This is a genomic window from Bradyrhizobium sp. 6(2017) (assembly GCF_011058295.2).
GTDB classification, from domain to species: Bacteria; Pseudomonadota; Alphaproteobacteria; order Rhizobiales; family Xanthobacteraceae; genus Bradyrhizobium; species Bradyrhizobium septentrionale.
Genome location: NZ_CP049289.2, coordinates 8,109,231 through 8,134,353 on the forward strand (window position 1 = coordinate 8,109,231; position 25,123 = coordinate 8,134,353).

The window sequence follows — 25,123 nt, forward strand, 5'->3', positions numbered from 1 at the left end:
TCGGAACGCTTCATCTGGTTTGGCCACCGGGAGGACGACCGCTCAATGGCAGTTTGCCTGTCGGTGGAGTAGGCGCCAACTCATTCGAGACAGCAGCGATTGCAAAAGCGCCTTCTTGACGTCCTCGCAGTTGGCATTTGCCAACGGAGCTGGCGTTCGCTCAAGAACAAACTTCAATTCCGGATGCGCGATGTATCCATTGTGCCAAGTGCGGGTCGAATTCGGTGAGCCTGAAGGCTTCACCAGATTAGATGACGTTCATGCCATATTGCGGCGGGTCGGCAGGGGTAAAGAATAAGCCTTGCACCAGCAGGCCGAGCGTCGGGCCAAACGCCGCAGGTCCCACACCGAACAATAGGAACAGCGTCGGGCCAGAATGAAGTGCACCTCAGGCACTCCAACCGGAGTGCGGAGGCCAATGAGATCCGCCCGCTGGTCGAGACGAATTTTGGCGGCATCTCTGCGCAGCCATCGATCCCAGAGGAACGCCTGCGGCCGCAGGAACCGACGCCGGCCGCGCCGCGGACCGTGACGCTGGCCGATCCCCGCGTCGAGCAGCCAGCCTTGCACCGATATTATCTCGTGCCCTCCGCTCGCACCGCGGCCGCCGGCGAGAGTCCAGTGCTTGAAGTGCTCGAGCAATTGATTGGAGGTGGCGTCAACTCATATCTCTATCGCGCGCTGGTAATCGACAAGCAGCTTACGATCGGTGCCACGGCGAGCTACCAGCCTACCGCGCTCGATTCCTCGCGGTTCGTGATTTCTGCCATACCAAACCCCTGCGTGAAGTTCGGCCAGATTGAGCGCGCCATCGACGAGGTGATCGCCAACATTGCGCACAATCCCGCGCGCATCGAGGATATCGAGCGGGTCAAGACGCGGCTGATCGCGCGAGCAATCTACGCTCAGGACAATCAGGAAGCGCTCGCGAACCGGTATGGCCGCGGGCTCAGCACGGGCCTGTGCATCGACGATATTCGAGGCTGCTCGGACGGCATCCGCGCCGTCGGTGCCCAGCAGGTGCGCGAGGCCGCGCGGAAATGGCTCGACAAAAGACGCTCGGTGACCGGCTATCTCATCAAAGAGCCAACGCCAAAACACGAGGAGAAGCGATAGTGACCTGTTTTTGCACACGGAGGGGGTCCTCCTCGGCGGCGCGTCGCTCTCAATCGCGATGCTCGCCTCGCTAAATTCGCTTGCCACCACCAGGACGCTTGCCGCGACCAAGATCAAGCGCCTGGTCTCGTCTTGTGGTATCGAAGCCTGGTTCTTGCAAGACCCCACTGTCCCGTTGATTGCGATGGAATATGCCTTCGGCGGTGGCGCGACCCAGGACCCAAGCGGCAAGCCCGGCGTCGGCAACATGGTTGCTGGCTTGCTCGATGAAGGCTCCGGCGATCTCGGCTTTAAGACCTTTCATGAACGGCTCGACCGTCGAGCCATTAAGCTGAGCTTGGAGCGACCCACGATCACTTCCGCGGTGCCCTGCGCACGCTCGAGGACCACAGGGACGAGGCCTTCGACCTTTTACGGATGGCGCTAACCTCGCCCCGTTTCGACGCGGCCGACGTCGAGCGGATCCGTGCCGGCGTGCTCTGTCGCCTTCGGCATCAATCGACCGATCCTTCATCGCTCGCCAATCGCAAGTTACTCGAAGTCGCCTTTGGCGATCATCCTTATGCTCGCCCGGCTGCAGGCTCGATCGAAAGCGTGTCGAAGATCGAGGTCCCGGATCTCAAGCGCGATGTCCGACACGTGATGGCAAAAGACACGCTCAAGATCGCGGTGGTCGGCAATGTCGATCCAGAGGTTCTCTGTATACTACTCGACAAGACCTTTGGAGGCCTTCCCGCCAGGGCGGAGTTGGCGTCGGTCCCCGACGTGGTCGCGGCAAGACCACCGCAGCGCGTCAATATTCCGTTCGATGTGCCACAGACAGTTGTGAGTTTCGGCGGTCCAGCGGTCCGCCGCAGCGAGCCCGATTTCATGGCCGCCTATATTGTCAACCACATCCTCGGCGATGCCGGTCTGACGTCGCGGTTGTTCCGCGAAGTCCGAGAGAAGCGCGGGCTGGCCTATTTCGTCCGTGAGCACCTAGTCTGGATGGATCGTTCGGCCATGTTTGTCGGCAATAGCGGGACCAGCGCCGATCACGCCCGTGAGACTGTCGAAGAAATCGAGAAGCAAGTCGGCCACATCGCCGAGCAAGGCCCGACCCAGCAGGAACTCGACAATGCAAAGTCCTACCTGAAGGGCTCGCAGATGCTGGCCCTCAACACATCATCAAAGCTGGCGCAAACGCTGTTGCAGTATCAGCTTGACAAGCTGCCGATCGACTATTTCGAAAAGCATGAAGCCGTCGTCGATGCGGTCACGTTGGAGGATGCCAAGAGAGTCGCGCAGCGGCTGTGGGGCTAAGGTCTTACTCACCATTCTCGTCGGCCGCTCCCCAGGGGACGCAGCCCAGTTAACCACCATGCCATCAGCGACCACGTCATCGCCAGGTGCCGAGCTAGACTAGACACCACAACCACAATACCGAGGAAACCAAATTAGCCTTTAGCAAACCTAAGCCGCTTAGCCCGTCTTATTCGTCAGAGGGCGCCTGAGAGGCTGGCGAGCGTGGTGTAAAGCGCTGATGCGGCGTAGGATTCGGTTGCAAAGCCACCCCATCACCTTCAGCCGCGAACACCACGCCCGCCATGACCGATGATACGATTCTGCCCTTCTCGTTTCCAGCCGTTCACGCCAGGAAAGTCACAGCTGCCTTCGATGGCGTCGGCTGACCTCGAACGGGGGCGTGATGCTTCTGGCGATGGCCGAGCGGCGTCTCGGCTTGGCCGACAATTTGGCCCGGGTGTTCCCGGATCGGCGCGATCCGACGCGGGTCGTGCACAGCCTTGTCGATATGTTCCGCGCGCGCATGTTCGCGATCTGCTGCGGCTACGAGGACGCCGACGACCCCGATCATCTGCGGTCCGATCCCGCATTCAAGCTGGCCTGCGGACGGCTGCCGGACACGGGTCGCGATCTGTGTTCCCAACCGACGCTGTCGCGGCTGGAGAATGCTCCGCGCCTGCGCGACGTGATCCGACTGACCTACACTTTGGTCGACGCATGGATGGATAGCTACCCGCGCGAGCCGGCATCCGTCACGCTTGACATCGATGATACCTGCGATGTCGTCCACGGCCATCAGCAGCTCTCGCTGTTCAACGCTCATTATGACGAACGCTGCTTCCTGCCGATCCACGTCTACGACGCGGAGAAGAGCCGGCCCGTGGCGGTCGTGCTGCGGCCCGGCAAGACGCCGGGCGGCGTCGAGGTGCGTGCCCATCTGCGCCGCCTGATACGGCATATCTGGACGCGGTGGCACAACACGCGAATTACGTTCCGTGGCGACGGGCGCTATGCTCGGCCGGAGGCAATGGCGTGGTGCGAGACCAACGGCATCGACTACATCTTCGGTCTGTCCGGCACCAAGCCGCTCGCCAGAAAAGTCGACGAGGCCGCCGACGACATCCGCACGCGACGCGCCATCGAGAACCTGCCGGTTCTGCGTGGCTATACCGAGACGCGCCACAAGGCAAAGTCCTGGGATCGCGAACGGCGTACCGTCGCCCGTATTGAGGCGACGATGCTCGGCCTCGACATCCGTTTCGTCGTCACCAGCCTCGATGTCGGCTCGGCCGAGTGGATCTACGACAGCCTGTATTGCGCGCGCGGCCAAGCCGAGAATCTGATCAAGCTGCATAAGACACAGCTCGCCTCCGACCGCACCAGCTGCCGTTCGGCGCTCGCCAATCAAGTCCGCCTCGTTCTCCACACCGCCGCTTATTGGCTGATGCTGACCGTGCGCGACGCGATTCCCAAAGCCCGGGAATTGGCCACAGCCGAGTTCGCGACGCTGCGTCTTCGTCTCTTGAAACTCGCTGCCCGTGTGGTCGAGACCACGAGCCGCATTCGCCTTGCGTTTGCCGCGGCATGTCCCGAAGCCGACCTGATCCGCGGCTTGCCAGGCGCGCTGCTGCCGCTCGGTCCTTGACCGGCGGGGCGTCCGCCCCCCGTTCGCCCAACCTACACCTCAAGCGCGTTGCAAAGTACGGGTCGTCAGGCGGTGAAAAGCCGAAGGCAATCCCGCGCGCCTTGTCAGAGCAGATGTGCGGCCACATCAAGCGGACTAAAAAAAGCACTCTCACGAATAGGACGGGTTAGCCAAAGCTCCGCTCTCAACTTCCGCTTGGGAAGCTGAAGTCGGCTGCCGCGGGCACAGAATCGGTCTCAAAGTGCTGAACCAAGGGCTGAAGCACTAATGCGGCCGCTCACCGCGCGATATCGTTTGCGAATAGATCATGATGCGCTTGCCCCGCGAAGGCGGGTGGTCAGGCTGACTACGAAAGATGCGCGATGACCGACTTGCGGACCTGATAATCACTCCGACGGCGCGAACTATCGCCAAGAAGTCGTCGAAGCTCCCCCTGAGGCCAGCCGCGTGAGATATCCTCTCCACTGCCGCCTCTCGCTTGGCGGCAGTGATCCCGGGTTGGCCTCCCGTCCGTCGCACACAGAAGAACACTTGCGACGTGAGCTGGTTGAATGGGCTTCCGGCGACGCCGAACCTATGTTTCTGCACCCGCTCTGCCTCGTCCCCTAAACCATCATGCCGTCGCGCGAATCTTAGCAAATAACATTGCCGCTTCGGATGGTCCTAGCCCAACAATACCTACAAAGCTCGGCGGCGGCCTTGGGATGTGCCGATCAGTGGGTCTCCAGAGGTGAAGGCAGTACCGGCTGTTATTGACATACTGCGAATGCGGCGGATGCAATTGCATGACGCATTCCTCCTCATCCCAGAACAAGTCTTTGACAAAGCACATCTCTTGCCAGTTCGGACAACGCCGCGGCGTCGAAACGGCGACCTGCTCCCAGCCCGGACGGACGAAGCCACTGATTTTCAGTTCACTCCCGCAAGGGCCCTGCACCAAGAACAGCCCCCCGGGGCCTGATCCTGGTACGCTGGCGAACTTGCCGGATCGTACGCGGCCGGCTTCCAGCTTCTCTATGATCTGCGCTCGCACGCACCCTCCTTTGCTTTACGGATCGCTTTGAAGTCGACGTAGATGACGTTGTTTGGCAACTCATGAGCCGGCGCAAGCTCCGTCAGCAGCGTAGCGTTCGAGCACCACTCTCCAGCGAACCATCTGCTGAGAAAGCCGCAGATGTCCATCATCACTTGTTCTCCCATTACTTAGTTCTCGGAAGCTCACATCCTCTTCAAGCACCCGACGAACGCCTTCACTGCACTCCCCGATTGCATGAAGGCCGGCGATGCACGAAGTGCTCGATCCGATTCACCCGCGGAATTGACCTCCACACTCACGAACACCCGATGGGGTAACCAGCCCCGCCAGACAACTCGGTCACGAAGCGCGCTTTTGGCGACACATCTTACTTACCCATGCCCGCGGGCGCTGATCAGCCGGCGCCGGACAGAGTGCGCTTCAGCAAGGTAAGATCCGCGCTCGATCTCCCGCACTTGCAAAACGAGTGTTCATTAGCCTTTCCGTTCAGGTCTCTCGGCAATATGAAATCCGTCAATCGACGCGTATCACTTCATCCCTCCCGTTCTGATGTCGCATCCGATATCCGTTTGTGCACTCGATTATGGCTCGCCGAAACGACGTCACGCCGCACGGACTGACGCGACGCAAGAGCAATATCGGCTTTGGCCCGATGCGGCCTTGTGACGTGGCAGCACTTGAATCATTCGCAGCTCTCGCCGCTAGCGGAGCCTGAAACAATGCCAATACGTCATCTATGTGACCATGAAGAGCTTGTCGGACCAAAAATTCGAACGGGCGCGTCTGGCTCGTGAATGCTTGGCACAATGTGTTTCGGATCGAGTTGATAGCATCCTACGGCTCCTCGCGAGGATGATCAGACATGACGAGTTAGTCCTTTGGACAGACCATCACTGCGACCATCCGCGGATCTTCAGGCGCGTCGATACAATGCAACAGCTGGCGCATCGTTGCGGGTATGACGTCAGCAAACATTCACGCTTGCCTCCCATTACTGGTGTCGGCTTTCAGACATCGATGTCGCGGCTCCGACAATCGTCGATTGGTCCACAGCGCCGCACTCTAGAGGCACGCATCTAACCCTTGTCGAGCGGTGCGGGCACTTCTCGGTTACTGGCATGCTGATTGCTGTAGTGTCGAAACAGGAAGGACACGCTATCCCGACATCAATTTGCAATGGACTCGTTGTTTGGTTTTGACTTATGCATTGCCAAAGCACGTTTCGAACTTGCACGGTATCCCCTGATCGATGATACGCGACCAAATCGACAGGCCGCATACCTCACGCGCAACAAGCCGAATTCTGACACTCCGAGCTTTGGAAGACGAACTGATGGATAACACGAGGCGTCCGGACGCTAACCTTTTTCCCTGGACCAGTGGAGCATGCGAGGAATGACGCACTGGCGCGCACCAAAGCAGTCCATGATGAAGCATTACGCTGCTGACCGCCGCTCTTGGCAGACGCAGAGGAGATGGAACCTGTTGCCGCTGGCCGGGCTTCTCCTTCATGCGCTGCTTTGGGCCAGTATATGTTGGATCATCGCAGCGTCCTTATGAGCGAAACGATGAACCAGAGGAGATCTCAGTGGATGGGTGCTGGTACAGGAGGGCCTTTCGATGCCCTCGTGTACCGCGGCCGCGGTCTTGCAATTGTTGAGTGGCTAGATATGAAAACCTCCGAGGTCAGACAGGCAGGTGCAGAAGTGTTGGATATCGCGGATTATCGGACTTATATGCCTGCAAGCTTGACTTGACCTGACGGCAGCTATTTTCCCATCCGGTATTCGGTACTACGCCCGACAAGTGCTTTACGGTTCTCGCGCAAGAACAGGACTAAGATCGGCGCGCCGGCTCGATAGTAGGCGGATTAGCTTTCGAGAAGCTGACGAAAAGAATACGCCTGCGCCTATACAATCCCCTGTAGGTCGTTAAAGCGGCTCGCTGCGCTGAGGCGGGACGCTGACTGGGATTCGATTGGAACGATTTGTGCGAGAGAGGACCGTCTGGAGATTCTCGGCACGGCAGCCTCTGCAATGAATCGCCCGCCCGAATACCGAGCGAGATTGTTGCTCACCGTTGGCATTCGTGGCGATCTGCCGATGGAGGCTCCATCGACACGCGAGATGCTACGACTCTTGGCCGGGCCAAGTGCCCCGCTCGTTCTTGTGCGTCTGCCACTCTAGGGCGCGCCGAGCGAGCTTGTCGTATTCCTTGGCTATCTTGAGAAGTCTATCTCTGGCTTTGCCGTACGCCAGCGTTTCCGCTTTCTCTCGCGTTGCTTCCGCACGGCCGCGCCAAAGGTCGGGATCGTAAAGTTTACTCTTCGGATTCATAGCGATGAACATGCAATTTGCAGATCAAACAAATGTGACAGTGGCGCTCCGTACAATTACCTAGCAGTGACGCTTGTGGCCCGGGGTTACCAGCGAGTAGACACCAACGGTGCGCGCAAACTCACACTTGCCCTGAGCGTGGCCATAGAGACGCCGCGGTTTACAAACACTCAGCGCGAGGTTTCGCCGGAGCACACTCGTCCTGCTGACGGACCCTGTAGATCCCAAGACGTATTCAGACGATAGGGCTTGAATCGCACGTAGCGTCAGATTGTACGATCCTGGACAAGTGGGGACTACTTCGAACAATCCAGGCGTTTCCCGCCAAATCCCAAGAACTGCGAATGTTTCAAACACCCAAGCTCAACCCGCGAGATTCAAAGCACACTTGTCTGCACCTTATTGGTGGCTGGTCCAATGAGAGGTAGAAACAATTGCGCTCTTCGAGACATGGACGGCCCCTTTCGATCGTGGCATGCGCAGGGGAACGGACGCCCGGTACTGACGCCAACTCGATTGCCCCCGCTCTTGCGTCAAATGAAGTGGCACGCACGTTGCGGGACCGCGCCGAGCGTGACAGGGGCACGCGCGATGACAGCTTTGCCTGCGCAGTCGAGTGCATCGTTTGTCAATGGATTGAGCAGCCCTGCCTTGGGCGCTCCTCGCCGCCTTTCCTGGCCCGAGGTCACAAGTCCTGTTCGATCCTGCGTCGGGACGACGATGGCCTCCTCCGTCGGTTGACTCGTCATTAGGCTGCGGCCGCACTTTAGACTCATGCAAAAGCCTCCCAATGCCTCACGAGATCGGGGCGTGACCGCGGCCACCGCACGATCACCGAAAGCTTAACCGTGATCAAATTGTTCGGTCAGTGCAGCTGCGAGTGCAGCCCGGCGCTCGGCGCCGGCAACGACAGATGCTGACAAGTCGCTGCGAAAATACCGACTCCCGGCCCGGATGGTTTCGCAAGAGAAAAGAACGGTCTCGCAGGCGCTTACCTAACAATCCGGCATGTCTTCGGTCGGAAGGCCTGAAGAACATGCCGCAAACCAACCGACGCGAAGGAACACCATGATTCAAAACCGGCGGCTTCGTTTGGCTTCGCCCCTGAAGGCTGCCATCACCCTTGCTTTTGCAATGACCGCCCTCATCCCAGAGCGAGTAGACGCGCGCGATCAAGCGCCGACCGTAGAGGAGAAAGAAGCCTGCATGGAGGACGTGTTCCGCCTGTGCAGCAACCATATTCCGGATCGCGTCGCCATCATCGCTTGTCTCAGATCCAAGCAATCGAGGCTCAGTCTGAAATGTCGCTACATGATTTCCGCTGGCGACGCTGGCAAGAAGAGTAACGAACCGAAATGAGGGGATGGCGAACCAGGTGGCTGCTCCTTCGCCTCAGGCTCAGAGATTGCCGACCGTGACCAGCAGGCCGTCACGCGATGGCAGGACAACAGGCACGGGCGATCGAGAACGACGTCGATAACTTAGAACTGACGGACACGGTCGCCGATTACTTCTATCGGGCAGCTCAGCCTGGAGCGCTTGACCCTCACGTAGCGTCAGGTTGTAGCCTCACGAAGGAATCGCATTTAAGCGGCAGATACGCAAGCATCGAGGACGGTCTGCCGCGAGCGGGTGCTCGCACAACAATATCAATGCAATTGACGCCACGCCTCGTCGACGAAAAGTCCCTTATTGAACGAGGAGCCCGAGGATAGACAGGTAACGTGTAAAGTTCGATGGAAGCGCTTAGATCGATCATTGGCAAAGTTGCCAGCGGCACCACTCTGACATGTGAGGAAAGTGAGTTCGCCTTCGACAGCATGATGTCGGGTCAAGCGAGCCCTTCGCAGATCGGTGGCTTGTTGCTGGGAATGCGGGTCCGCGGCGAGACCGTCGAAGAGGTCACCGGCGCGGCCTCCGCGATCCGCAATAGAATGCCGCGGGTCGATGCGCCATGCGAACCCATCGGTATTGCTAGCACGAGCGATACCCCGTTTTGCTCAGTCAACGTGGAGACGTGCGCCTCCTTTATCGTCGCCGGGGCCGGCGTTCCTGTCGCCAAGCACACCGACTGCGCAGCGTCATCAAGCTCGAGCGCCGCGAAAATTTTGGCGCGCCTAGGCGTGAAGACCGATCTCACGCCTGAAGCCGTTGCTCGTTGTCTACAGGAAGCCGGCATCGGCTTTCTGTTTGCGTCGGCCCAGTATCCGGCCATGCAGCGTATTCGCCAGATCCGGACTGCACTTGGGACTCGCACGATTTTTAATCTAATCACACTTCTGTCCAACCCCGTGGGGGTTAAGCGGCAGATGGTCGGAGTGTTCTCTCGTGAATGGGTGCAGCCACTGGCCCTAGTGTTGAAGAACCTTGGCGCCGAATCGGTGTGGGTGGTGCACGGCTCGGACGGGCTCGATAAGATAACCCTTGCCGGCCCGACCTTTGTTGCCGCGCTCGAGGCGGGTGCAGTCCGCACCTTCGAGGTGACGCCAGAAGATGCTGGGCTCCCCCGCCACACCGAGGCGCTGGAGAGCGGCGATGTGGATGGCAATGCCGTCGCGCTGCAAAGCGTGCTCGGTGGCGCAGCAAGTCGATATCGCGATGCCGCCCTTTTGAACGCGGCGGCGGCATTGATCGTGGCCGGCCGGGCCTCCACGCTCCAGGAAGGCGTCGCACTTGGCCAGGAAGCGCTTGATCGCGGCGCCGCAGCCACCCGACTGGAGCGCCTGATCGCGGCTTCCAACTAATGACAACTGAGTTGAGCCCTGTTCAGTTGTGGCCGCCAAGGCCGACGTTCACAAGCGCGAATGCGCGCTGCTCCTGCGAGGCTTGCGAGCTTGCGCCGCTTGCCCATGCATCAACGCAGTTGGCATCGAATAGGTGGCGCAAGAGCCGGCCTTCGTCGTCGGCGAGAGCCTGTTGCGGCGCACCGTTGCCGAGGTTTCAGAGCCCGCTACGTGGTGCTAACGCTGCCGGCCAAAGGAGATGATCGATGACGTCCGCACAGAAAACGGAAGCACTCGGATCCATCGCAACGATAGAACACATCATTCGCAAGTTTAGGGAATTGATTGATACGGACAGCTCGATCCCCCCGGAGCTGCGGGGCGCGCTGCACGCAACACTCGATGAGCATCTTATCGATGCAAAAAAGCGTGTTCTCTTACGGGGACATTAAGCGCGCCAATGCCCTGCATAAGGAGAAACAATTTGCCCTGGCCGGCGCCCGCCAGTACCGCAATCGGCATGATCCTGTCCGCACGGCCAGTCGGCGACGTTCCAGCCATGCACCGATCGCGCCGACGGAATCCAGCAGCATGGCCGCCCCTTTCTGCCTAGCGGGGATAGGATTGAGCTCGACGAGATCGAGCAATTGCTCATTGGTCTACAGAGAAAGCCAAGCACATTATATCCATCGAGATGGTCCAGCTTCAGGCCCGTTCTCACGCACGGCCGTCGGCCAAACCGTCGCGATTGCCTTAGGCTGACTGCCGCGTTCGGCCTGCCGGTGAGCCATGCCGAGATTGCCACTTTCGGCGGAACCACGGCGCTGGTGATCGAGCGCCTGGCGGTGGACGAAGGATGGCCGCTTGCTCCGGCTGCCGCAGGAGGACTGCTGTCAGGCGCTGTCTGCTTGCCGCTACGCAAGTATCCGGGCGCGGCGGCCGGCAGGGTGGAGCTTCTTGATCTGCCAAAAAGGCAGCGATGTCCCTTCCGAGGACCAGGCGATTCTGCTGAGGGCGCAGATTCTCTTTTGGCCGATCGGCGTAACGCATGCAGAAGAAGCTTGTGACGTCGGTAGGGACATACAACTCCTACAGGATTGCCGGCGTACAGGGGCGGCATTTCGTGCAGACCCGCGAAACGGCGGGCGTAGCGAAAAGGCTCGTTCGGGATTCTATTGAAGCTATGGCAACTACCGCCAAAGCTGCTCTCGACAAGATCGAAAGCAAGCTGCACACGGGATTTCTCGGATCGATTCATACGTCGGTAAAAGCTGCCCGTCATGCGTCATGCAGCGCCTGGGTTCATTGAGAGTGCAATACCGGACAATCACGGTTGCTGCCGCCGGCCGACTAGGTGAAGTCGATGCCGCCGATGCCTTGTCACCTGCGCATTGTGGATCACGCGTTCCATGACGCACCGGCTCCCTCGTTTGGAAGTGAGTTGCCGTCACGCATTGCCGGACATCTCCTCCACTGCTCGGTCTTTGCCAAATCGCTGCGAATTGACGAAGCCGGCACGCCCGACATCACCAACACGGCCGTCGACCGAACGCTGCTGCAAACAAGAGCTGTCAACAGACAAAAAGCGAACCCGCGCATTTTCGGGACATGTGCCTTCACAAAGCCCGATGTGCTGAACCGAGCAGCCGGGGAACAGCGAGGCCTCGGGCAAACCCTCCCGGCCGGAGCGGGAGGGTGCCTCCGCCTCTTCGATGCGCGCGGCCATACGCAGGAATGCGTGCGGCCCAGACACCAAAGCACGTGCAGCTACCTCGTGGAACGAGCAAAGATCGACAAGATTGTCTCTCAGGGTGTTGTAGAGCGCTGCGCTATCACGGCACGCGCGCGTGCGAGCCGGCACTCACGGCTTCTCCGGTCACCGGCAAGCACATCCTGCCGGAATAAGATCACGAGCAGCGCATCGAATACGTGCACTTGAAAGAGGAAGGCGGGCGGCCGGCTCCACAGGTGCATTCTGCGCTCCCGCCGAAGCCAAGCCGTGCCAGGGAGCGGCACGGGCAACGTTCCTGGATTGATGTCGTGGTCAGGCATTTTGCGCAACAGAAGGCAGGTCAGCAATGCGAGGACGGCCCATACCAGGGCGCGCTCCTGAGCTCTACAATTGCGCCGACACCTACCAGCCCTGGTAGCTCAGTTACTGTCGATAGCCGCGTAGCATCATTGCCGCGGCAAGACCAGGCTTCACAAGACCAGGCTTCAGAAGGCACAGGTGCCCCACAACAATTGCGCATCTTAAGATCTTCGCGCGAGATCATGATAGGATTACCGTGGATCTTATCCTGATCTTGTATGAGCGATGAGAGGCGAGTTCACAGGCGTCAGGCGATGTCCAGCAATCCGTTTGGAGCAACGACAATCCTCGAGGGTATCCGACGTTGGGTTGAGATCGAGTCTCCAACGGAGCGGCCGGATCAGGTCAACATGCTCGTCGACCTCGTCGCCGCAGGCTATGGCGACTTGCCGGCAACTGTGGAACGTGTCGCGGGACGCGACGGCCGAGGGGATCACCTGATCGCACGCTCGTCCTGGGGCCAGGAGGCACCGGGCGTCCTGGTGCTGAGCCATCTCGATACCGTACACCCGATGGGCTTCATCGAGCGCCTGCCGTTCCGGATCGACGGCGACAGCGCGTTCGGTCCCGGCATCTACGACATGAAGGGCGGCGCGTATCTTGCGTATGATGCCTTCCGGCGGATCTGCGCCGATGATGCGCGCCCGCCGCTCGGCATCACCCATCTCTACTCATCGGACGAGGAGATCGGCAGCCCGACCTCGCGGGCGCTGATCGAGGCCGAGGGCCGCAAGGCCAAATATGTGCTGGTGACCGAGCCCGCGCGCGACGGCGGCAAGATCGTCACCGGACGCAAGGGCGTCGCGCGCTTCGACTTGCATATCAAGGGCGCACCGGCGCATGCCGGCACGCGCCCCGAGCACGGCCGCAGCGCGATCCGGGAACTCGGCCATGTGATCCTGGCGCTGGAGGCGATGAACGATCTCAAGCGCGGCATCACCGTCAATGTCGGCGTCGTCCGCGGCGGCACCAAGCCGAACGTGATCGCCGAGGAGGCCTATGCGGAAGTCGATCTGCGCGTGCCGACCATCGCCGACGCCGACGAGCTGGTGCCGAAAATCCTCGGAATCACCGCGCGCACCGAGGGCGTCACCGTGAAGGTGACCGGCGAACTGAACCGTCCGCCCTACGAGAAGAGCAACGCCGGCGCAGCACTTTACGAACACGCCAGGGAGCTTGCCGCCGAACTCGGCTTCGAGCTGCTCGATGTCTTCACCGGCGGCGGCTCCGACGGCAATTTCACAGCGCCGCATACCGCGACCCTCGACGGCCTCGGCGTCGACGGCAAGGGCGCGCATACCCATTGCGAGCAACTCTACATCTCCTCGATTGAGCCGCGCGCCCGACTCCTCTATCGCCTCTATCAGACACTGCAATAATTTCGACCAGCCGCCGGCCGCGACCGCGGCGTACGCCGGATCGGGGACGTGCTCCGATATTCGCGCCGCACGCCTCGAAATGGCGCAATGGGTCACATAAATCCCTTCCTGTCAGGCCGACCTGATCGAACACCATCCGGATCTCGCATTGGGCACTGAGGCTTCGGTGCCCATCCGACTGAATTTTCATGACTACCGCACGGCCGGATGTCCGGCCGCGAAATTGACTGCGACTAGAGCGGGTAGCTGCCGCGCAGGCACGAACCTTTCCGGCCGGGGCTCGTCCGCCCGAACCTTGTTGTCAACTGGGGTGGCATTGTGACGCACATCGAGACACAGAATGAGTCAGCAACAACACTGTACGCGGCGTTTTGCGAGCAGACCTTGGCGCTTAGGCACGTGCATACAGGCTGCCAAGAGGACTTGAACCGGACGTAGCGTTAAATTGTACAATCTTAGGAAGGCACGAGTCTTCATCTGCCGTCCGGACTGTGAAGGATTTCGAATGTCTCACATGGGCATAGCCACGCCGCAATGCTTGGGCGAGATCCTGGTCCGCGACAGCCGACCGTTCGAGATGTCTATGCGTTGCGTGTTGATCGCGGCGCCGCGGCGAGCAGGCGGTTGTGAAGGGGCTGCCATCCCACAGCGATACCGTTCAGCTGTCCTAAGCCGCATCACCGCAGAGTGGCCGAGGTCAGAGAAGATCAACTTAGACCTCGCTTCAAAGACAATCAAAGCGGCGAGCCAGCTTCTCGCACCGCTTACAGCGCTTTTGGGCGGTCCCCGCGCGCAAGCGCGCGACTACGGCGACCTGCAAAGCTCTTGCGTTGCAACGCCTCGCTCGGCGTAACCGGCGCGACATCAGAAGAGATAGCCTGGCATTCAGGAGCAGCAAGTTGAACGAGCCCGATGACGTCAAAAAGGTTCTGTTAGTCGACCACATTGAAGGCCAATGCCGGGCCATTATCGGCTTCAAAGATGAAGACCCTAGAGCGGCCTTTATGTGCGGCGAGCCCGTATACCAAAGACCGGGCAGGAAACCGTCATCGTGGTGCGCCTATCACCACCGCCAGATGCACGCGAGCGCTGTCGAGCAGAACCGAGCAGGTGATCGCGTGCCTGAGATCTCTCAGGCAATATCCATTGTTCCCACTCCATGACAGCCATCGAGAATAGCGTTGTCCTGCTGAGTCGGTATGATCATACCCGCAAAGGCCACGCGAAGCATGTCATCGAGGGTTAGACGTTTCCGACCTCCCACTGAACTGCATCGGGACACGCGCATGCGCTGACCGAACCACACGGAGATGCACCTCGTCTGCAAATTAATGAGCCGATCAACAAGCGACGTGCGTGGCTCTATCCAGTTGTTTGATCGCACCGGTGACATTAGACGCCGCGAGGCAGATTAGATGGTTTTTAAGTCCATGACCGCAAGAAGAACTGACCATCTCCGGCCGGAAGAACGTTGGTGCCTCGGATCCTAATCATGAATGCCGGTACGGCTCAAATGTCGGGCGCTGATCTGACAGCAGCTCAACTTTCGCTCGCCGCCAACTCGGCTTGCCGTTCAGCGTGGTTTGCTCAGGAGGGAGACCTCATAGTTTCCCCGGTAGCTATCCCAGCCGATCTGCTATCCTTCATCGGCGCGACGCTCAATATCGACGCCTCGAGCCTGTCGCAGCTTGTGCCTGGAGGCGCTCGCAAAGCACCGGTCCTTGATGATTGCACTCTGCTGTCCGAAGCGCTCGTAAAGCGAATCAGCAACTCCATATTCGTCAGAAATCGTCTTGGAGAATCTATCCCTGCTACTTCAGTGAAGGTGTTGCACGCTTGGCGGATGTGCTCTGTGTCGCGCAACCGGGAGATGACTTCGCTCTGCAGCGCGGTCCTGATCTATTGAATCGCAAGAGTCACTTCAGACAATTGGCGACGAGTGTTGGCCTTCTGTTGCCTAACGGACGCGTCACGACGAACCCAGACGAACTATTCAGAGCGGTCACCTCCCTGAGCTCTGAGACCGGCAGCGTAATTGTTAAGTTGGACAATGGAGCCGGTGGGGTTGGAAATGTCATCTTGACCGGCGAGGAGAGCAGTCCACTACCTGGGGCAAGAGATACGCAGCGGATTTCTTGGCGTCGTTTGATCCCGACGCACTCTGGTCCGAGATCACAACAGCGTCATGTAAGACTCTGGTCGTGGAATCTTACCACCCAGCTCAGTCTCTGTTCTTTCTCGAGTACGAGATCGCGGAGGATGGTTCAATCGTTTTCGTCAACAGCGGGAATATACGTCTACGCCGAAGCAAAGATCCGTCTGAGCGGGCTCTCATCTGGACAGGGCTGGAGCTTCCAAGCGACCTGAGCTGAGCAATGTTTGGCCGCCCAAGCACACTCTTATCGATTTGTGGATCTTGCGCGCACTCTGGGGTACCGCGGGATGATCAATATCGACGCCATTCTCGCGAGTGGCGGGCGGTTGCTGTTCAATGAGACGAACGGCCGCTGGGGCGGAGGCTCGGTGTTACACAGCATTGCGGTCCGGTTGCTGGGCGCCGAGTATTTGAAGTGCTACGTCATTCTATCCGTGAGAAACGTGCGATCAAGTTCTCTCCAGGCGGCGTGTGATCGTTTCTCAAGGACGGAGTTCTGTTCGACGGCACAAGCAAACAAGGCGTGATCCCGCTCGCTGCCGATCAAGAGGCAGGCACGGTGGAATGCATCGTGATTGCACGCGATAGGCCCACGGTCCACAATCTGCAGCGCCACTTATTGACGATGTTTGATCGAGATTACAACGGCATCTCCTAAACCAGCCATTCATCCTAATTTGGACCTGCTTCGCGAGCACCCGGGCGATCCCGATATCAACAAACGCAATAGAATCGCCGGGCCTGGCCACCATATCACCGGCGATCGCTGGAAGCTGGAAGCCGCAGCGCGGATCACAAGTTCGTCCGCGTCCTGATCAACGAAGCATCGCGCCCGGCCTTCTTCTCTCAGATCCGACCCGGCGAGAAGGAGAGAGCGCCATCGGCTTCCTCGGCGACGTCGTCGCTGAATCCAAGGCTGCGCATAAAGATCAACAACATCGGCAAAGCCGATCGCTTCATCCAAACGTCCCTACGCGAGTACCCATGCTCGCGTCTTCGAAACGCAAGCTCAGTGAGCCAATGATCGGCCAGTCTGACTTCATTCACTGTCGTTCACGGGGCAGCCTGCATGTCGAACCATCAGCCGGCCCGCCCTCCCGTTAGACCGACCTCTTCAGATTGCGTAACTTTGGATTGGGACTTGGCGCGCGCGGGCCTCCGAACGAACTCGGGCGCCTGACGTTCGAACAGGCCACGGTAGATGCCGCCCGGGCGCGCGGTAAGCATCTCATGCGTGCCCTGCTCGACGAGCTCGCCGCGATCGAACACCAGGATGCGATCCATGCTGCGCACGGTCGACAGCCGGTGCGCGATCACGATCGAGGTGCGGCCCTTCATCAGCCGCTCCATCGCCGGCTGGATCAGCGCCTCAGACTCCGAATCGAGGCTGGAGGTCGCCTCGTCCAGAATCAGGATCGGCGCATCCGCCAGGAAGGCGCGCGCCAGTGCCACGCGCTGCCGCTCGCCGCCCGACAGCTCGACGCCGCGCTCGCCCACCAGCGTGCCGTACCCCTTCGGCAGCCGCATGATGAAGCCGTGCGCATTGGCAAGCCGCGCCGCCTGCTCGATCGCCTCCAAGCCGGCGCCCGGCCGGCCATAGGCGATGTTCTCCGCCAGCGTGCGGTGAAACAGGATCGGCTCCTGCTGCACGATCGCGATCTGGCTGCGCAGCGATTGCTGCGTCGCCTTGGCGATGTCCTGACCATCGATCAGGATTTTGCCGCCGGAGACGTCGTAGAGCCGCTGGACCAGCTTGACGAAGTGCGTCTTGCCGGAGCCGGAGCGTCCGACCAGGCCGACACGCTCGCTCGCATCTATGTCGACCGACAGAGTGGAAGGTAACGTCGTCGAACACGATGCGGCCGCCCTGGATGCCGATCGGCCTCGCATCATCGGCATCGACAATGCCGAGCGGCTCGCCATGGATCTGCACCAGTTCCTCCATGTCGTTCACCGAACGCTGCAAGTTGTTGATGTGCATGCCGACATCCCGCAAGTAGGCGTGAATGATGTAGTAGCTGGTCAAGACATAGGTGACGTCGCCCGGCGTGGCGGCGCCATGCGCCCACAGCAGGATGGCACCGCCGATCACCGAGGCGCGGAAGCACAGCAGCACCAGGAGCTGCGCCGTATCGAGGTGTGGTTGTAGCGGAGCCAGGTCCGCCGCACCCGGCGGCGCCAGCGGCTGATGACGCCGTCGAGCCGGATGTCCTCGCGCGTCTCGGCGCCGAACGACTTCACCACCGCGTTGCAGGCCAAGGCGTCGGCCAGCGTGCCGCCGACCTTGGTGTCCCACGCATTGGAGAGACGTGCGGCTGGCGCGATGCATATCATCGTGAAGCCAATGGTGACAGCCACATAGAATAACGCCCCCAAGCCGACAACCCCGCCGAGCACGGACCAATGCACCCCCAGCAGGATCATCGAGCCGACGAGCACCACCAGCGACGGCAACAATGCGGCCAGCACCGTATTGTTGAGCAGATCAAGCGCCCACATGCCCCGCGTGATCTTGCGCACAGTGGAACCCGCGAACGAGTTGACGTGCCAGTCAGTCGAGAGTCGCTGCGTCCGCATGAAGCCCTCGCGCGCAAAATCTGACATCGTCTTAAGCGTGAACGGCACGATCGCCTGCAAGCCTGCAAGTCGCAGTATAACCGATAGCAGGCCGAGCAAGACGATGCAGCCGAACGAAACCGTCGCCGCGCGTTGCGCCGCAGGGTCGGAGGGGCCCAATGTCAGCGTATCGACTAGGTGCCCGGAGTACACGGGCATGAACAGGTCGGCCACCGTTGCGCCGAGAAAACCGACAAGGATAATCGTGACACGGAGGGGCTGCCTTACCCAATGCTCCAACACGAACGGGAGCACCACGCTGATCACGGCGGCTCGCTTCTTATCTCGAACGATCATGGCACTCGCGATTGTGATGCTCGCGCCTTTCGATGCGGACGCGATATACCCAGTGCTCGACGATCCGAGGCGAAACGGCAATGCCCGAGGGGCTTGGCCGTTGTCGCCTCGAGCTCAGAACGCACAGCGAATACTTGTACGTCCCTTGCCATGGCGCGTAGCATCCCGGCGTTATTTACCATATTGTGCTCGCTGTCAGACTTTCCATTCAGCGAGCAATCAACATGCAATTTTCTCGGCATTGACTTTCCACTTGTGCCAATCGCTCCAGCGCGCCGGCCATACCGATCCTGTCAGGAAGCCGATGGAACGCCACAGCAAAGCACCAAGCCCACTGCATTCCCTGTAGTCAGTCATCGGACTCACCTCCGGCGCCAAAAGTGCCGCATTATGTTCCGATATGATGCTGTTCTCGCGAACACTGCAATGTTCTGGTATCACATGCGTGGATAAGAATGGCGCCCCGTCGCATCGGCTCAATCGGCAAGTCAGCTATTTTCGCCGGAGGTCATCGGCAGATAAGAGCTACGGTCCACGTTGCCCCCTCCTTTGACCGCCAAGGTAACGAAACCTCTTAATCATCCTGCCTTCCTTCACTGAAGCTTAAATCCGTACCTCAGTTCTGCGACAACTTTCAGCTTGTGATGTTTACGACTGTGCATTCCCAAGGAATCGTGATGCCACCGCTTTGACCAAGTCAAGGCACGAAATTCATGGGAGCTCCCGAGCACCAGACCCGCTGCGAGTGCTCTGGCTACACCAGTCCTCGCCTCGGCAATCGACGTGCCACTTACGGGTTTACCTGAGCAGATCCGGCGTAAAAGCGAGCAGCAAGCAGGCTACTCCGCAAATCAGCGTTGCGCGGTGTCGCATTTCCGACATCGCGGTGGTCAATTGGACACGGCCCGGCATGACGCAAACGTTGCTCCATGTGATGCGGGTCGCTCATCGTGCCGAGGTTGAGCGATTGTTTGAGTGACGCGTACGCGCCATGACGATGTCACCGCGCATGAGCTAAACCTCGGTGCATCTTTATCCATGAATGGTTCGCATCAAGCGTCTCGCGTAAGCGCCTAAGAGACCCCATCTGGCGGAGGGTGTGAGCGATCGGCTATCAGCTGCTGAGTTTGTGAGCCGATAAGGCTTCTATGTCTGCGCCTAATTCTGGAAACCTTCCATATGATCGAAGCGGTCGCCGACAGTCTTGAGGGAGCGCCGCGTCAGCTTCGCCGACGCGGTCGGACGAGTTCAAGGCACAAGTTGTGACAGAAGCGCTGGAGCCCGGCGCGAGCGTATCGGCGATCGCTCATCGGATTGGCATTCACCCGCCGCAGCTGTTCGCCTGGCGCCTTGATGCTCGGGCCGAGCGGCATTATCGCTCACGGCACTCGAGTTGCGAGGTTGTGGTGGCGTCTGTGGAAGGCGCAGTGATCGAGATTGCCAAGGGCGAGGTAGTCGTGCGTGCCGGCGTGGATATCGACGAAGCGCACTTGCAGCGGGTGATCCGCGCGGCCCGTTCGGCATGATCCCCTCTGGTGTGAAGGTGTTCCTCGCCAGCCATCCAGTCGACTTCCGCAAGGGTATCCATGGCCTTGTTGCGCTTGTGCGCGATGCCGGCTCAGATCCGTTCGACCGTGCGCTCGCCAACGGCTGGCCGAGCAGCGAAATCGATGCGCTTATGCCATGGAACGCGGCCGCCTTACGGCCTCACCTTGCCGCTTACTTTCGGTCAGTTCGCATTGAGGGTAGAGGCATGTGTGGACGAAAGCCGTCGCCCACCACGGACGAACAACTGACTGCGCGCCAGCGCTGGTTAGACCGTCTGGCTATGAGATATAAGAGTCCCCCCATGAACGAGCCAGACGAATCCGACCTTTAGAAGGAGTCACGGCATTACCCATAAATTTGCGAACTTCGGTAAGTCGAACGAGAGCGCCACACTCTTTGTTGGACGTTCGCTCTAAGTATGTTCGAACTAGGCTAGTCATCCAGTGGATCGTTGCCACTGTCTCAGCAGGCTGTTGTCATCCGAAAGACGGCAAACCCGGGCGCGGCTCCACCTTTCTCCTCGAGCTCGTCAGCTTCTCGAAAGCCAACCTTCCTAGCATTCGAACCCGGTCTCTAGATGCCAATGCCGCCTATGCTGAACTAGGCTACCCGCTGGGCGGATCTGCAGGAGACTTTGTTATCATAATCGAAAGGAGAGCTTTATGGATTCCAATCGGATAAGCGGTGGCGGCGCGCAAGGGTCCCCACCGGGGTACGTCCGGACACAGGAGGATCATGATCTATTTAGGCAGGCCGCGAATGAAGCCGGGTCATTATCATCTGCCGCGCTTGTATCGGCGCAGGCTCCGATTTGGAGTTCGAGCGCTCCATACGGAAGCTTTTCACGCGAAGGCTACTCTTGGAACAACGACGTATGGGGTCCGCGCCCTGGGCCTCAGACGATTTCGGTGAGTGGCATCAACCGGTGGAGCGTATGGTCGAACCAGCCTAATACGCCGGGCATCAAGAGCTATCCGCACGAGGCTTTTAGTATCGGGAAACCGCTCAGTTCAATCAAAACTCTGAGCTCGAGCTTCAATCAGGAGGTTCCTACTGGCGGCGCCTGGGATGTCGCCTACGATATCTGGGACAGCTCAAACCAGCATGAGGTAATGCTCTGGACAAACTACACCGGAAACTCGGACGGGAGCGGCAACGTTAAGCCCATTTCATATCATTATGCCCCTTCCGGTGCGGCGATTCCGGTCTACAGCAATGTCAATGCAGGCGGAGCGACTTGGAACGTGTTTGAAGGTGAAGGCCCCGATGGTCACAAGGTCATCTCATTGCTGCGCACTTCGAAGACCAACAGCGGGACAGTGGACATCAAGAGTATCCTGCAGTGGATCAAGTCGAAGGGGTACTTTGGCGACATAAACGTCGGTAGCGTCCAATACGGCGTCGAGATTACCTCGTCCCCGGGGGGAAAGAACTTCAATTTCAACAACTGGTCTGTGACCTCGAAGTGAAGATCCGTGTGCGGGCGGCAAGGTGAGCTGCGCTTATGCCAATGAGCCACGCTGGCTGACGGCCTTAGCTTGCGCTTACCGCTCGCTCGCGGCCGTAATGGACACATTCCCGCCGCACCAGCCCCTGATGAAATGTCGCGGACGTTCTGTACGCGTTCGGTGATGGCTTCGCTGGAAGGATCACTCGCGTCGACTGCTTGACGGCCGGCCCTCGCGGTCAAGGCCTCTAGCAGGCTGTTGAAAAAGGTGCTCGCCGCCGACCAGCGACCGTGATTCATTGGCTCTGACGAGATTCGGAGATGGTGCGTGCGCGGCGGCGACAATCGAACGGGCGAGCTGTTCAGCTACGTCGATCTGGAGGCGCGGGTGCGGCGTGACCATCCGCTGCGAGCGATCCGGACGATCGTGAACGAGGCGCTGTCGACGCTGGAGCGCGAGTTTGCCGCGCTCTATTCGCCGATTGGGCGGCCGTCGATCCCGCCGGAGAAGCTGCTGCGGGCGATGCTGTTGCAAGCGTTTATTCGATCCGCTCGGAGCGGCTTTTGATCGAACGGCTGGAATACGACCTGCTGTTCCGCTGGTTCGTCGGAATTGGCGTCGACGACGGAGCCTGGGACCATTCGGTGTTCTCGAAAAACCGCGACCGGTTGCTGGAAGGCGACATCGCGGCCGAGTTCCTCGCGGCGGTGCTGGCGCAGCCCAAGGTGAAGAAGCTGCTGTCGAGCGATCACTTCTCGGTCGATGGTACGCTGATCGAGGCCTGGGCCTCGATGAAGAGCGTGAAGAGGCTCTGGCGCGCCGCCGGCGCAAGGCGGCGGGCGCAATGCCGAAGCGGACTTCCATGGCCAGAAGCGCTCGAACGACACCCATGCTTCGACCACCGACGGCCTGCTGGTCGACGCCTGCCTGACGCGGGCCGACGGGCATGCCGAACGGGTGGCCGCGCTGCACCTGATCGAACCGCGTGCCGACCGGCCGACAGCGATCACGCTTGGCGCCGACAAAGCCTACGACGCAGAAGACTTCGTCAACGAGCTGCGCTCGATGAACGTGACGCCGCATGTTGCGCAGAACACCAGCGGCCGCAGCTCTGCGATCGACCGGCGAACGACCCGGCACGGCGGCTATGCCGCCAGCCAGCGCATCCGCAAGCGGATCGAGGAGGCATTCGGCTGGATCAAGACGGTCGCCGGGCAAGAGAAGACCCGCTTCCGGGGCCATGAACGCGTCGGATGGGCCTTTACCTTCGCTGCCGCCGCCTACAATCTGGTGCGGCTGCCAAAGCTGATCGCGGAGGCCGGCTGGCCAAGGTGCCCGGCTTCGCCAAGGCCTTTGCTGGCCGTTGGCGCATCGTCGAAATGGCCAACTGGGACGGCGACTTCCTCGACCTCGTCGAACAGGCGCATCTCACCTTCACGGGCAAGTCCGACGGTGAAATTGCCTTCGGTGCGCTGAAGGGCTTCCTCGATGTCCGCTACGGCGCGCGAGACGGTTCGGCCTGCGCGGAGTTCTCATGGGAAGGGCACGATGAGAATGACCCCGCCTGCGGTCGCGGATGAGCTATGATCGGCACTGCGGGCAGGCTCGTCGGTCACTTCTACATAGTCGTCGGTTAAGAAGCCGATTTGAGTGGTGTGCGGTGGCTGGTGACTGAGAAGAAGGCAGCCAGGAAGAGGTACCAAAGAGCCCTTAGCCAGGCGAGGATGCGGCGGAAGTTGTAACCGACGGCGGAGAGGATGACGTTGGCGGTATCGCCGGCGCGGCCTTTGAGGTAGCAGCGGCCGAGGTGTCCGTCAGCCTTCAAATGGCCGATCACGGGCTCGATAGCGGAGCGGCGCCGCAGCTGGCGCTTGATAGTGCCGAAGACGCCGCGCTTCTGGCCGGAGATGAAGACGCGGCGCGGGTTCTGTGCGTCATGGCCGCGGTATCCCTTGTCGACAAAGGCGCACTCGATCGCGCAGCCGGTGAGTGTCTCGGTTCGGTCGATGACGTCCCGCAGAGTGTGACCGTCGTAAGGGTTATCGGGCAGCGCCTTGGCGTGCAGCACGAACTGGCCGCCGGGAGCAGGCCGGTTGTTGGTGACGATGGAAGCCTTCACGCCGAACTCGTAAGGCGCGCTGGCCTTGCCCTTGCCGATGCACTCCACCTCGGGGGCATGGAAGGAATACAGCTTCCAGCCGCGCGGGCGCTGCTGCTGCGAGCGGTTCTGCGTGGCCCGGCTCAACGAGAGTGCGAACGCCTCTTCGAGCGCATCCTGGCCTTCGATCTTGCGGCGGATGTCGCGGATGATCCGGCCCAGGCGGCTGCGCAGGATGCGCAACTGCCGCTGGTGCCGCTTGAACTGTTTGGCATGGGCGTAGCGTCCCGCCATCATCGCGGTGGCCTTGGCGATCCGAGAATAGGATTGCCGCAGCCGCACTCCGTGCTTCCTCGCTAGGCGGTTGAGCCCCTGGATCGCCGCATGCAGCAGCTTGGCATCGGTCGGAAAGGTGATGGCCTTCGGCTGCACCGTGGTGTCGACCGTGACCCGCTCAAGGTCCTTGCCGCGTAACGCGCCGACGTCGTGCGCCACCCGCAGGCTCTCGGCCAATAGCAGTTCCAGTCTGTCGCCGAGCCGCTTGCGCCAATGGCTCAGGTCCGAGCGCTCGTGCGGGAACGCGTGCTGGAAGAACTCTTCGCCAGTGAAGTACTGGAAATACGGGTCGTGGACCCAGCGTTCGCATACCCCCTCATCGGACAGCCCGTAAATGTGCTTGAGCAACAACAGCCCGATCACGAAGCGGGTCTCAATCCCCGGCCGGCCGTTCTCGCTGTAGAGCGGCGCGATCTCGCCGTCGATCCAGTCCCAATCGATCTTGCCGGTGAGCCGGACCAGCTCGTGCTTCAGATTGATGATCTGGTCGAGCCGCGCCCGGAAAAAATCGTTCGCTCCCGTCGTTTTGTGCTTCTTCGGCCGCATCGTGCCCTCCGATGCGGACAGGGAATCATGCTTCGCCCGTCGAGGGAATCTCGAAAACGAAATTGCAAGCTTCCGATGCACAAAACACCAAAACCTTGCAATCTCAGAACGTCATTCCAGCCAAATTACGATTCCAGATCAGTCGCCTGGAAGCTTCTTAACGGGCGACTACATACACAATGGCGACGATTCAGCCTTCGTTTGCGAACGCGGCTGAGTTCTTCAACAGCCTGCTAGGTCTTCTCCAGGACGCCCCACGAGGTGATACAGCGCTTTAAGACGCGCGGCTTCTGGTGGGAGATTGGTTGTGAAGACCAGATTCGCGGATCCAAGCGGAGAATGTCATCGGCGCTATCGGCTATCCAGCCTACCGCACGGGCCGCTGTGAGCGAGGGCCGTTCCATTGAGCTCGTTCCGAACCACGATTGCCTTGAGCCTGATTTAGGCCGATCGGCGATTGGAAGATTT

The 25,123-nt window shown here is 60.1% G+C and carries 14 protein-coding genes and 7 pseudogenes; 14 read left to right on the plus strand and 7 right to left on the minus strand.

Annotated elements, in window-relative coordinates; translation table 11 throughout:
• Window positions 1-253 precede the first annotated feature (253 nt).
• Window positions 254-405: pseudogene (locus G6P99_RS38515) on the minus strand (cobalt transporter); the annotation flags it as partial.
• Between the two features lie 6 nt (window positions 406-411).
• Here G6P99_RS38515 and G6P99_RS38520 point away from each other — a divergent pair.
• The 3 pseudogenes from G6P99_RS38520 to G6P99_RS38530 form a co-directional block, all read left to right on the plus strand.
• Window positions 412-1,116, plus strand: a pseudogene (locus tag G6P99_RS38520) (M16 family metallopeptidase); the annotation flags it as partial.
• A gap of 58 nt (window positions 1,117-1,174) precedes the next feature.
• Window positions 1,175-2,521 (plus strand): annotated as a pseudogene (locus tag G6P99_RS38525) (M16 family metallopeptidase).
• Window positions 2,522-2,702: 181 nt separating this feature from the next.
• Window positions 2,703-4,045 (plus strand): annotated as a pseudogene (locus tag G6P99_RS38530) (IS1380 family transposase).
• A gap of 613 nt (window positions 4,046-4,658) precedes the next feature.
• On the opposite strand, the gene G6P99_RS47945 reads toward G6P99_RS38530, so the two are convergent.
• Window positions 4,659-4,877, minus strand: a complete 219-nt coding sequence (locus tag G6P99_RS47945; RefSeq protein ID WP_422653151.1) for a DUF7694 domain-containing protein — start codon at window positions 4,875-4,877, stop codon at window positions 4,659-4,661.
• A gap of 182 nt (window positions 4,878-5,059) precedes the next feature.
• Complete coding sequence (locus tag G6P99_RS38535; protein ID WP_165125932.1) at window positions 5,060-5,230, minus strand: hypothetical protein; 171 nt, start codon at window positions 5,228-5,230, stop codon at window positions 5,060-5,062.
• Between the two features lie 3,255 nt (window positions 5,231-8,485).
• Between G6P99_RS38535 and G6P99_RS38540 the strand changes: the two genes are divergently transcribed.
• The 4 genes from G6P99_RS38540 to G6P99_RS38555 all read left to right on the plus strand — a co-directional run bounded on the left by G6P99_RS38540 (window position 8,486) and on the right by G6P99_RS38555 (window position 11,449).
• Complete coding sequence (locus tag G6P99_RS38540; protein ID WP_029084814.1) at window positions 8,486-8,776, plus strand: hypothetical protein; 291 nt, start codon at window positions 8,486-8,488, stop codon at window positions 8,774-8,776.
• Between the two features lie 377 nt (window positions 8,777-9,153).
• On the plus strand, window positions 9,154-10,161 hold the full coding sequence (trpD, locus tag G6P99_RS38545; RefSeq protein ID WP_029084813.1) for an anthranilate phosphoribosyltransferase: 1,008 nt from the start codon (window positions 9,154-9,156) through the stop codon (window positions 10,159-10,161).
• A gap of 245 nt (window positions 10,162-10,406) precedes the next feature.
• Entirely contained in the window at window positions 10,407-10,592 is a 186-nt protein-coding gene (locus G6P99_RS38550) for a hypothetical protein (protein WP_084518780.1), read from the plus strand.
• A gap of 596 nt (window positions 10,593-11,188) precedes the next feature.
• Window positions 11,189-11,449: a hypothetical protein gene (locus G6P99_RS38555; protein WP_029084812.1), complete on the plus strand. Its 261-nt coding sequence runs from the start codon at window positions 11,189-11,191 to the stop codon at window positions 11,447-11,449.
• A gap of 138 nt (window positions 11,450-11,587) precedes the next feature.
• Here G6P99_RS38555 and G6P99_RS38560 read toward each other — a convergent pair whose 3' ends face one another.
• Entirely contained in the window at window positions 11,588-12,001 is a 414-nt protein-coding gene (locus G6P99_RS38560; protein ID WP_156929041.1) for a hypothetical protein, read from the minus strand.
• Window positions 12,002-12,486: 485 nt separating this feature from the next.
• Here G6P99_RS38560 and G6P99_RS38565 point away from each other — a divergent pair, with 485 nt between their 5' ends.
• The 3 genes from G6P99_RS38565 (at window position 12,487) to G6P99_RS38575 (ending at window position 16,293) form a co-directional block, all read left to right on the plus strand.
• Window positions 12,487-13,611 carry a M20 family metallopeptidase gene (locus tag G6P99_RS38565; protein ID WP_029084811.1) on the plus strand — a complete coding sequence of 375 codons (1,125 nt, stop codon included), beginning with the start codon at window positions 12,487-12,489 and terminating at the stop codon, window positions 13,609-13,611.
• Window positions 13,612-15,103: 1,492 nt separating this feature from the next.
• Window positions 15,104-15,517 (plus strand): hypothetical protein, encoded by a 414-nt coding sequence (locus tag G6P99_RS38570; protein WP_029085026.1) that lies wholly within the window; start codon window positions 15,104-15,106, stop codon window positions 15,515-15,517.
• A 536-nt stretch (window positions 15,518-16,053) separates the two neighbouring features.
• Window positions 16,054-16,293: a hypothetical protein gene (locus G6P99_RS38575; RefSeq protein WP_029085024.1), complete on the plus strand. Its 240-nt coding sequence runs from the start codon at window positions 16,054-16,056 to the stop codon at window positions 16,291-16,293.
• A gap of 553 nt (window positions 16,294-16,846) precedes the next feature.
• On the opposite strand, the pseudogene G6P99_RS38585 reads toward G6P99_RS38575, so the two are convergent.
• A pseudogene (locus G6P99_RS38585) lies at window positions 16,847-18,679 on the minus strand (ABC transporter ATP-binding protein).
• Between the two features lie 219 nt (window positions 18,680-18,898).
• The gene (locus G6P99_RS38590; protein ID WP_156929087.1) at window positions 18,899-19,036 is read right to left on the minus strand and encodes a hypothetical protein; all 138 of its coding nucleotides are present in this window, start codon (window positions 19,034-19,036) and stop codon (window positions 18,899-18,901) included.
• Window positions 19,037-19,941: 905 nt separating this feature from the next.
• On the opposite strand from G6P99_RS38590, the gene G6P99_RS38595 reads away from it, so the two are divergent.
• The 4 genes and pseudogenes from G6P99_RS38595 to G6P99_RS38610 form a co-directional block, all read left to right on the plus strand.
• Window positions 19,942-20,205 (plus strand): transposase, encoded by a 264-nt coding sequence (locus tag G6P99_RS38595; RefSeq protein ID WP_165125935.1) that lies wholly within the window; start codon window positions 19,942-19,944, stop codon window positions 20,203-20,205.
• A gap of 684 nt (window positions 20,206-20,889) precedes the next feature.
• Entirely contained in the window at window positions 20,890-21,696 is an 807-nt protein-coding gene (locus G6P99_RS38600; protein WP_165125938.1) for a glycoside hydrolase family 12 protein, read from the plus strand.
• Between the two features lie 306 nt (window positions 21,697-22,002).
• Window positions 22,003-22,995 (plus strand): annotated as a pseudogene (locus tag G6P99_RS38605) (IS5 family transposase); the annotation flags it as partial.
• Window positions 22,996-22,997: 2 nt separating this feature from the next.
• Window positions 22,998-23,252, plus strand: a pseudogene (locus G6P99_RS38610) (hypothetical protein); the annotation flags it as partial.
• A gap of 56 nt (window positions 23,253-23,308) precedes the next feature.
• On the opposite strand, the gene G6P99_RS38615 reads toward G6P99_RS38610, so the two are convergent.
• The gene (locus G6P99_RS38615; protein ID WP_165125941.1) at window positions 23,309-24,655 is read right to left on the minus strand and encodes an IS5 family transposase; all 1,347 of its coding nucleotides are present in this window, start codon (window positions 24,653-24,655) and stop codon (window positions 23,309-23,311) included.
• Window positions 24,656-25,123: the final 468 nt, after the last annotated feature.

Coding starts and splice junctions, on each gene's coding strand:
- G6P99_RS47945 (WP_422653151.1), bottom strand. CDS start 4,877: ATGTGCTTTGTCAAAGACTTGTTCTGGGATGAGGAGGAATGCGTCATG.
- G6P99_RS38535 (WP_165125932.1), bottom strand. CDS start 5,230: ATGATGGACATCTGCGGCTTTCTCAGCAGATGGTTCGCTGGAGAGTGG.
- G6P99_RS38540 (WP_029084814.1), top strand. CDS start 8,486: ATGATTCAAAACCGGCGGCTTCGTTTGGCTTCGCCCCTGAAGGCTGCC.
- trpD (WP_029084813.1), top strand. CDS start 9,154: ATGGAAGCGCTTAGATCGATCATTGGCAAAGTTGCCAGCGGCACCACT.
- G6P99_RS38550 (WP_084518780.1), top strand. CDS start 10,407: ATGACGTCCGCACAGAAAACGGAAGCACTCGGATCCATCGCAACGATA.
- G6P99_RS38555 (WP_029084812.1), top strand. CDS start 11,189: ATGCAGAAGAAGCTTGTGACGTCGGTAGGGACATACAACTCCTACAGG.
- G6P99_RS38565 (WP_029084811.1), top strand. CDS start 12,487: ATGTCCAGCAATCCGTTTGGAGCAACGACAATCCTCGAGGGTATCCGA.
- G6P99_RS38570 (WP_029085026.1), top strand. CDS start 15,104: ATGAATGCCGGTACGGCTCAAATGTCGGGCGCTGATCTGACAGCAGCT.
- G6P99_RS38575 (WP_029085024.1), top strand. CDS start 16,054: ATGATCAATATCGACGCCATTCTCGCGAGTGGCGGGCGGTTGCTGTTC.
- G6P99_RS38590 (WP_156929087.1), bottom strand. CDS start 19,036: ATGACTGACTACAGGGAATGCAGTGGGCTTGGTGCTTTGCTGTGGCGT.
- G6P99_RS38600 (WP_165125938.1), top strand. CDS start 20,890: ATGGATTCCAATCGGATAAGCGGTGGCGGCGCGCAAGGGTCCCCACCG.
- G6P99_RS38615 (WP_165125941.1), bottom strand. CDS start 24,655: ATGCGGCCGAAGAAGCACAAAACGACGGGAGCGAACGATTTTTTCCGG.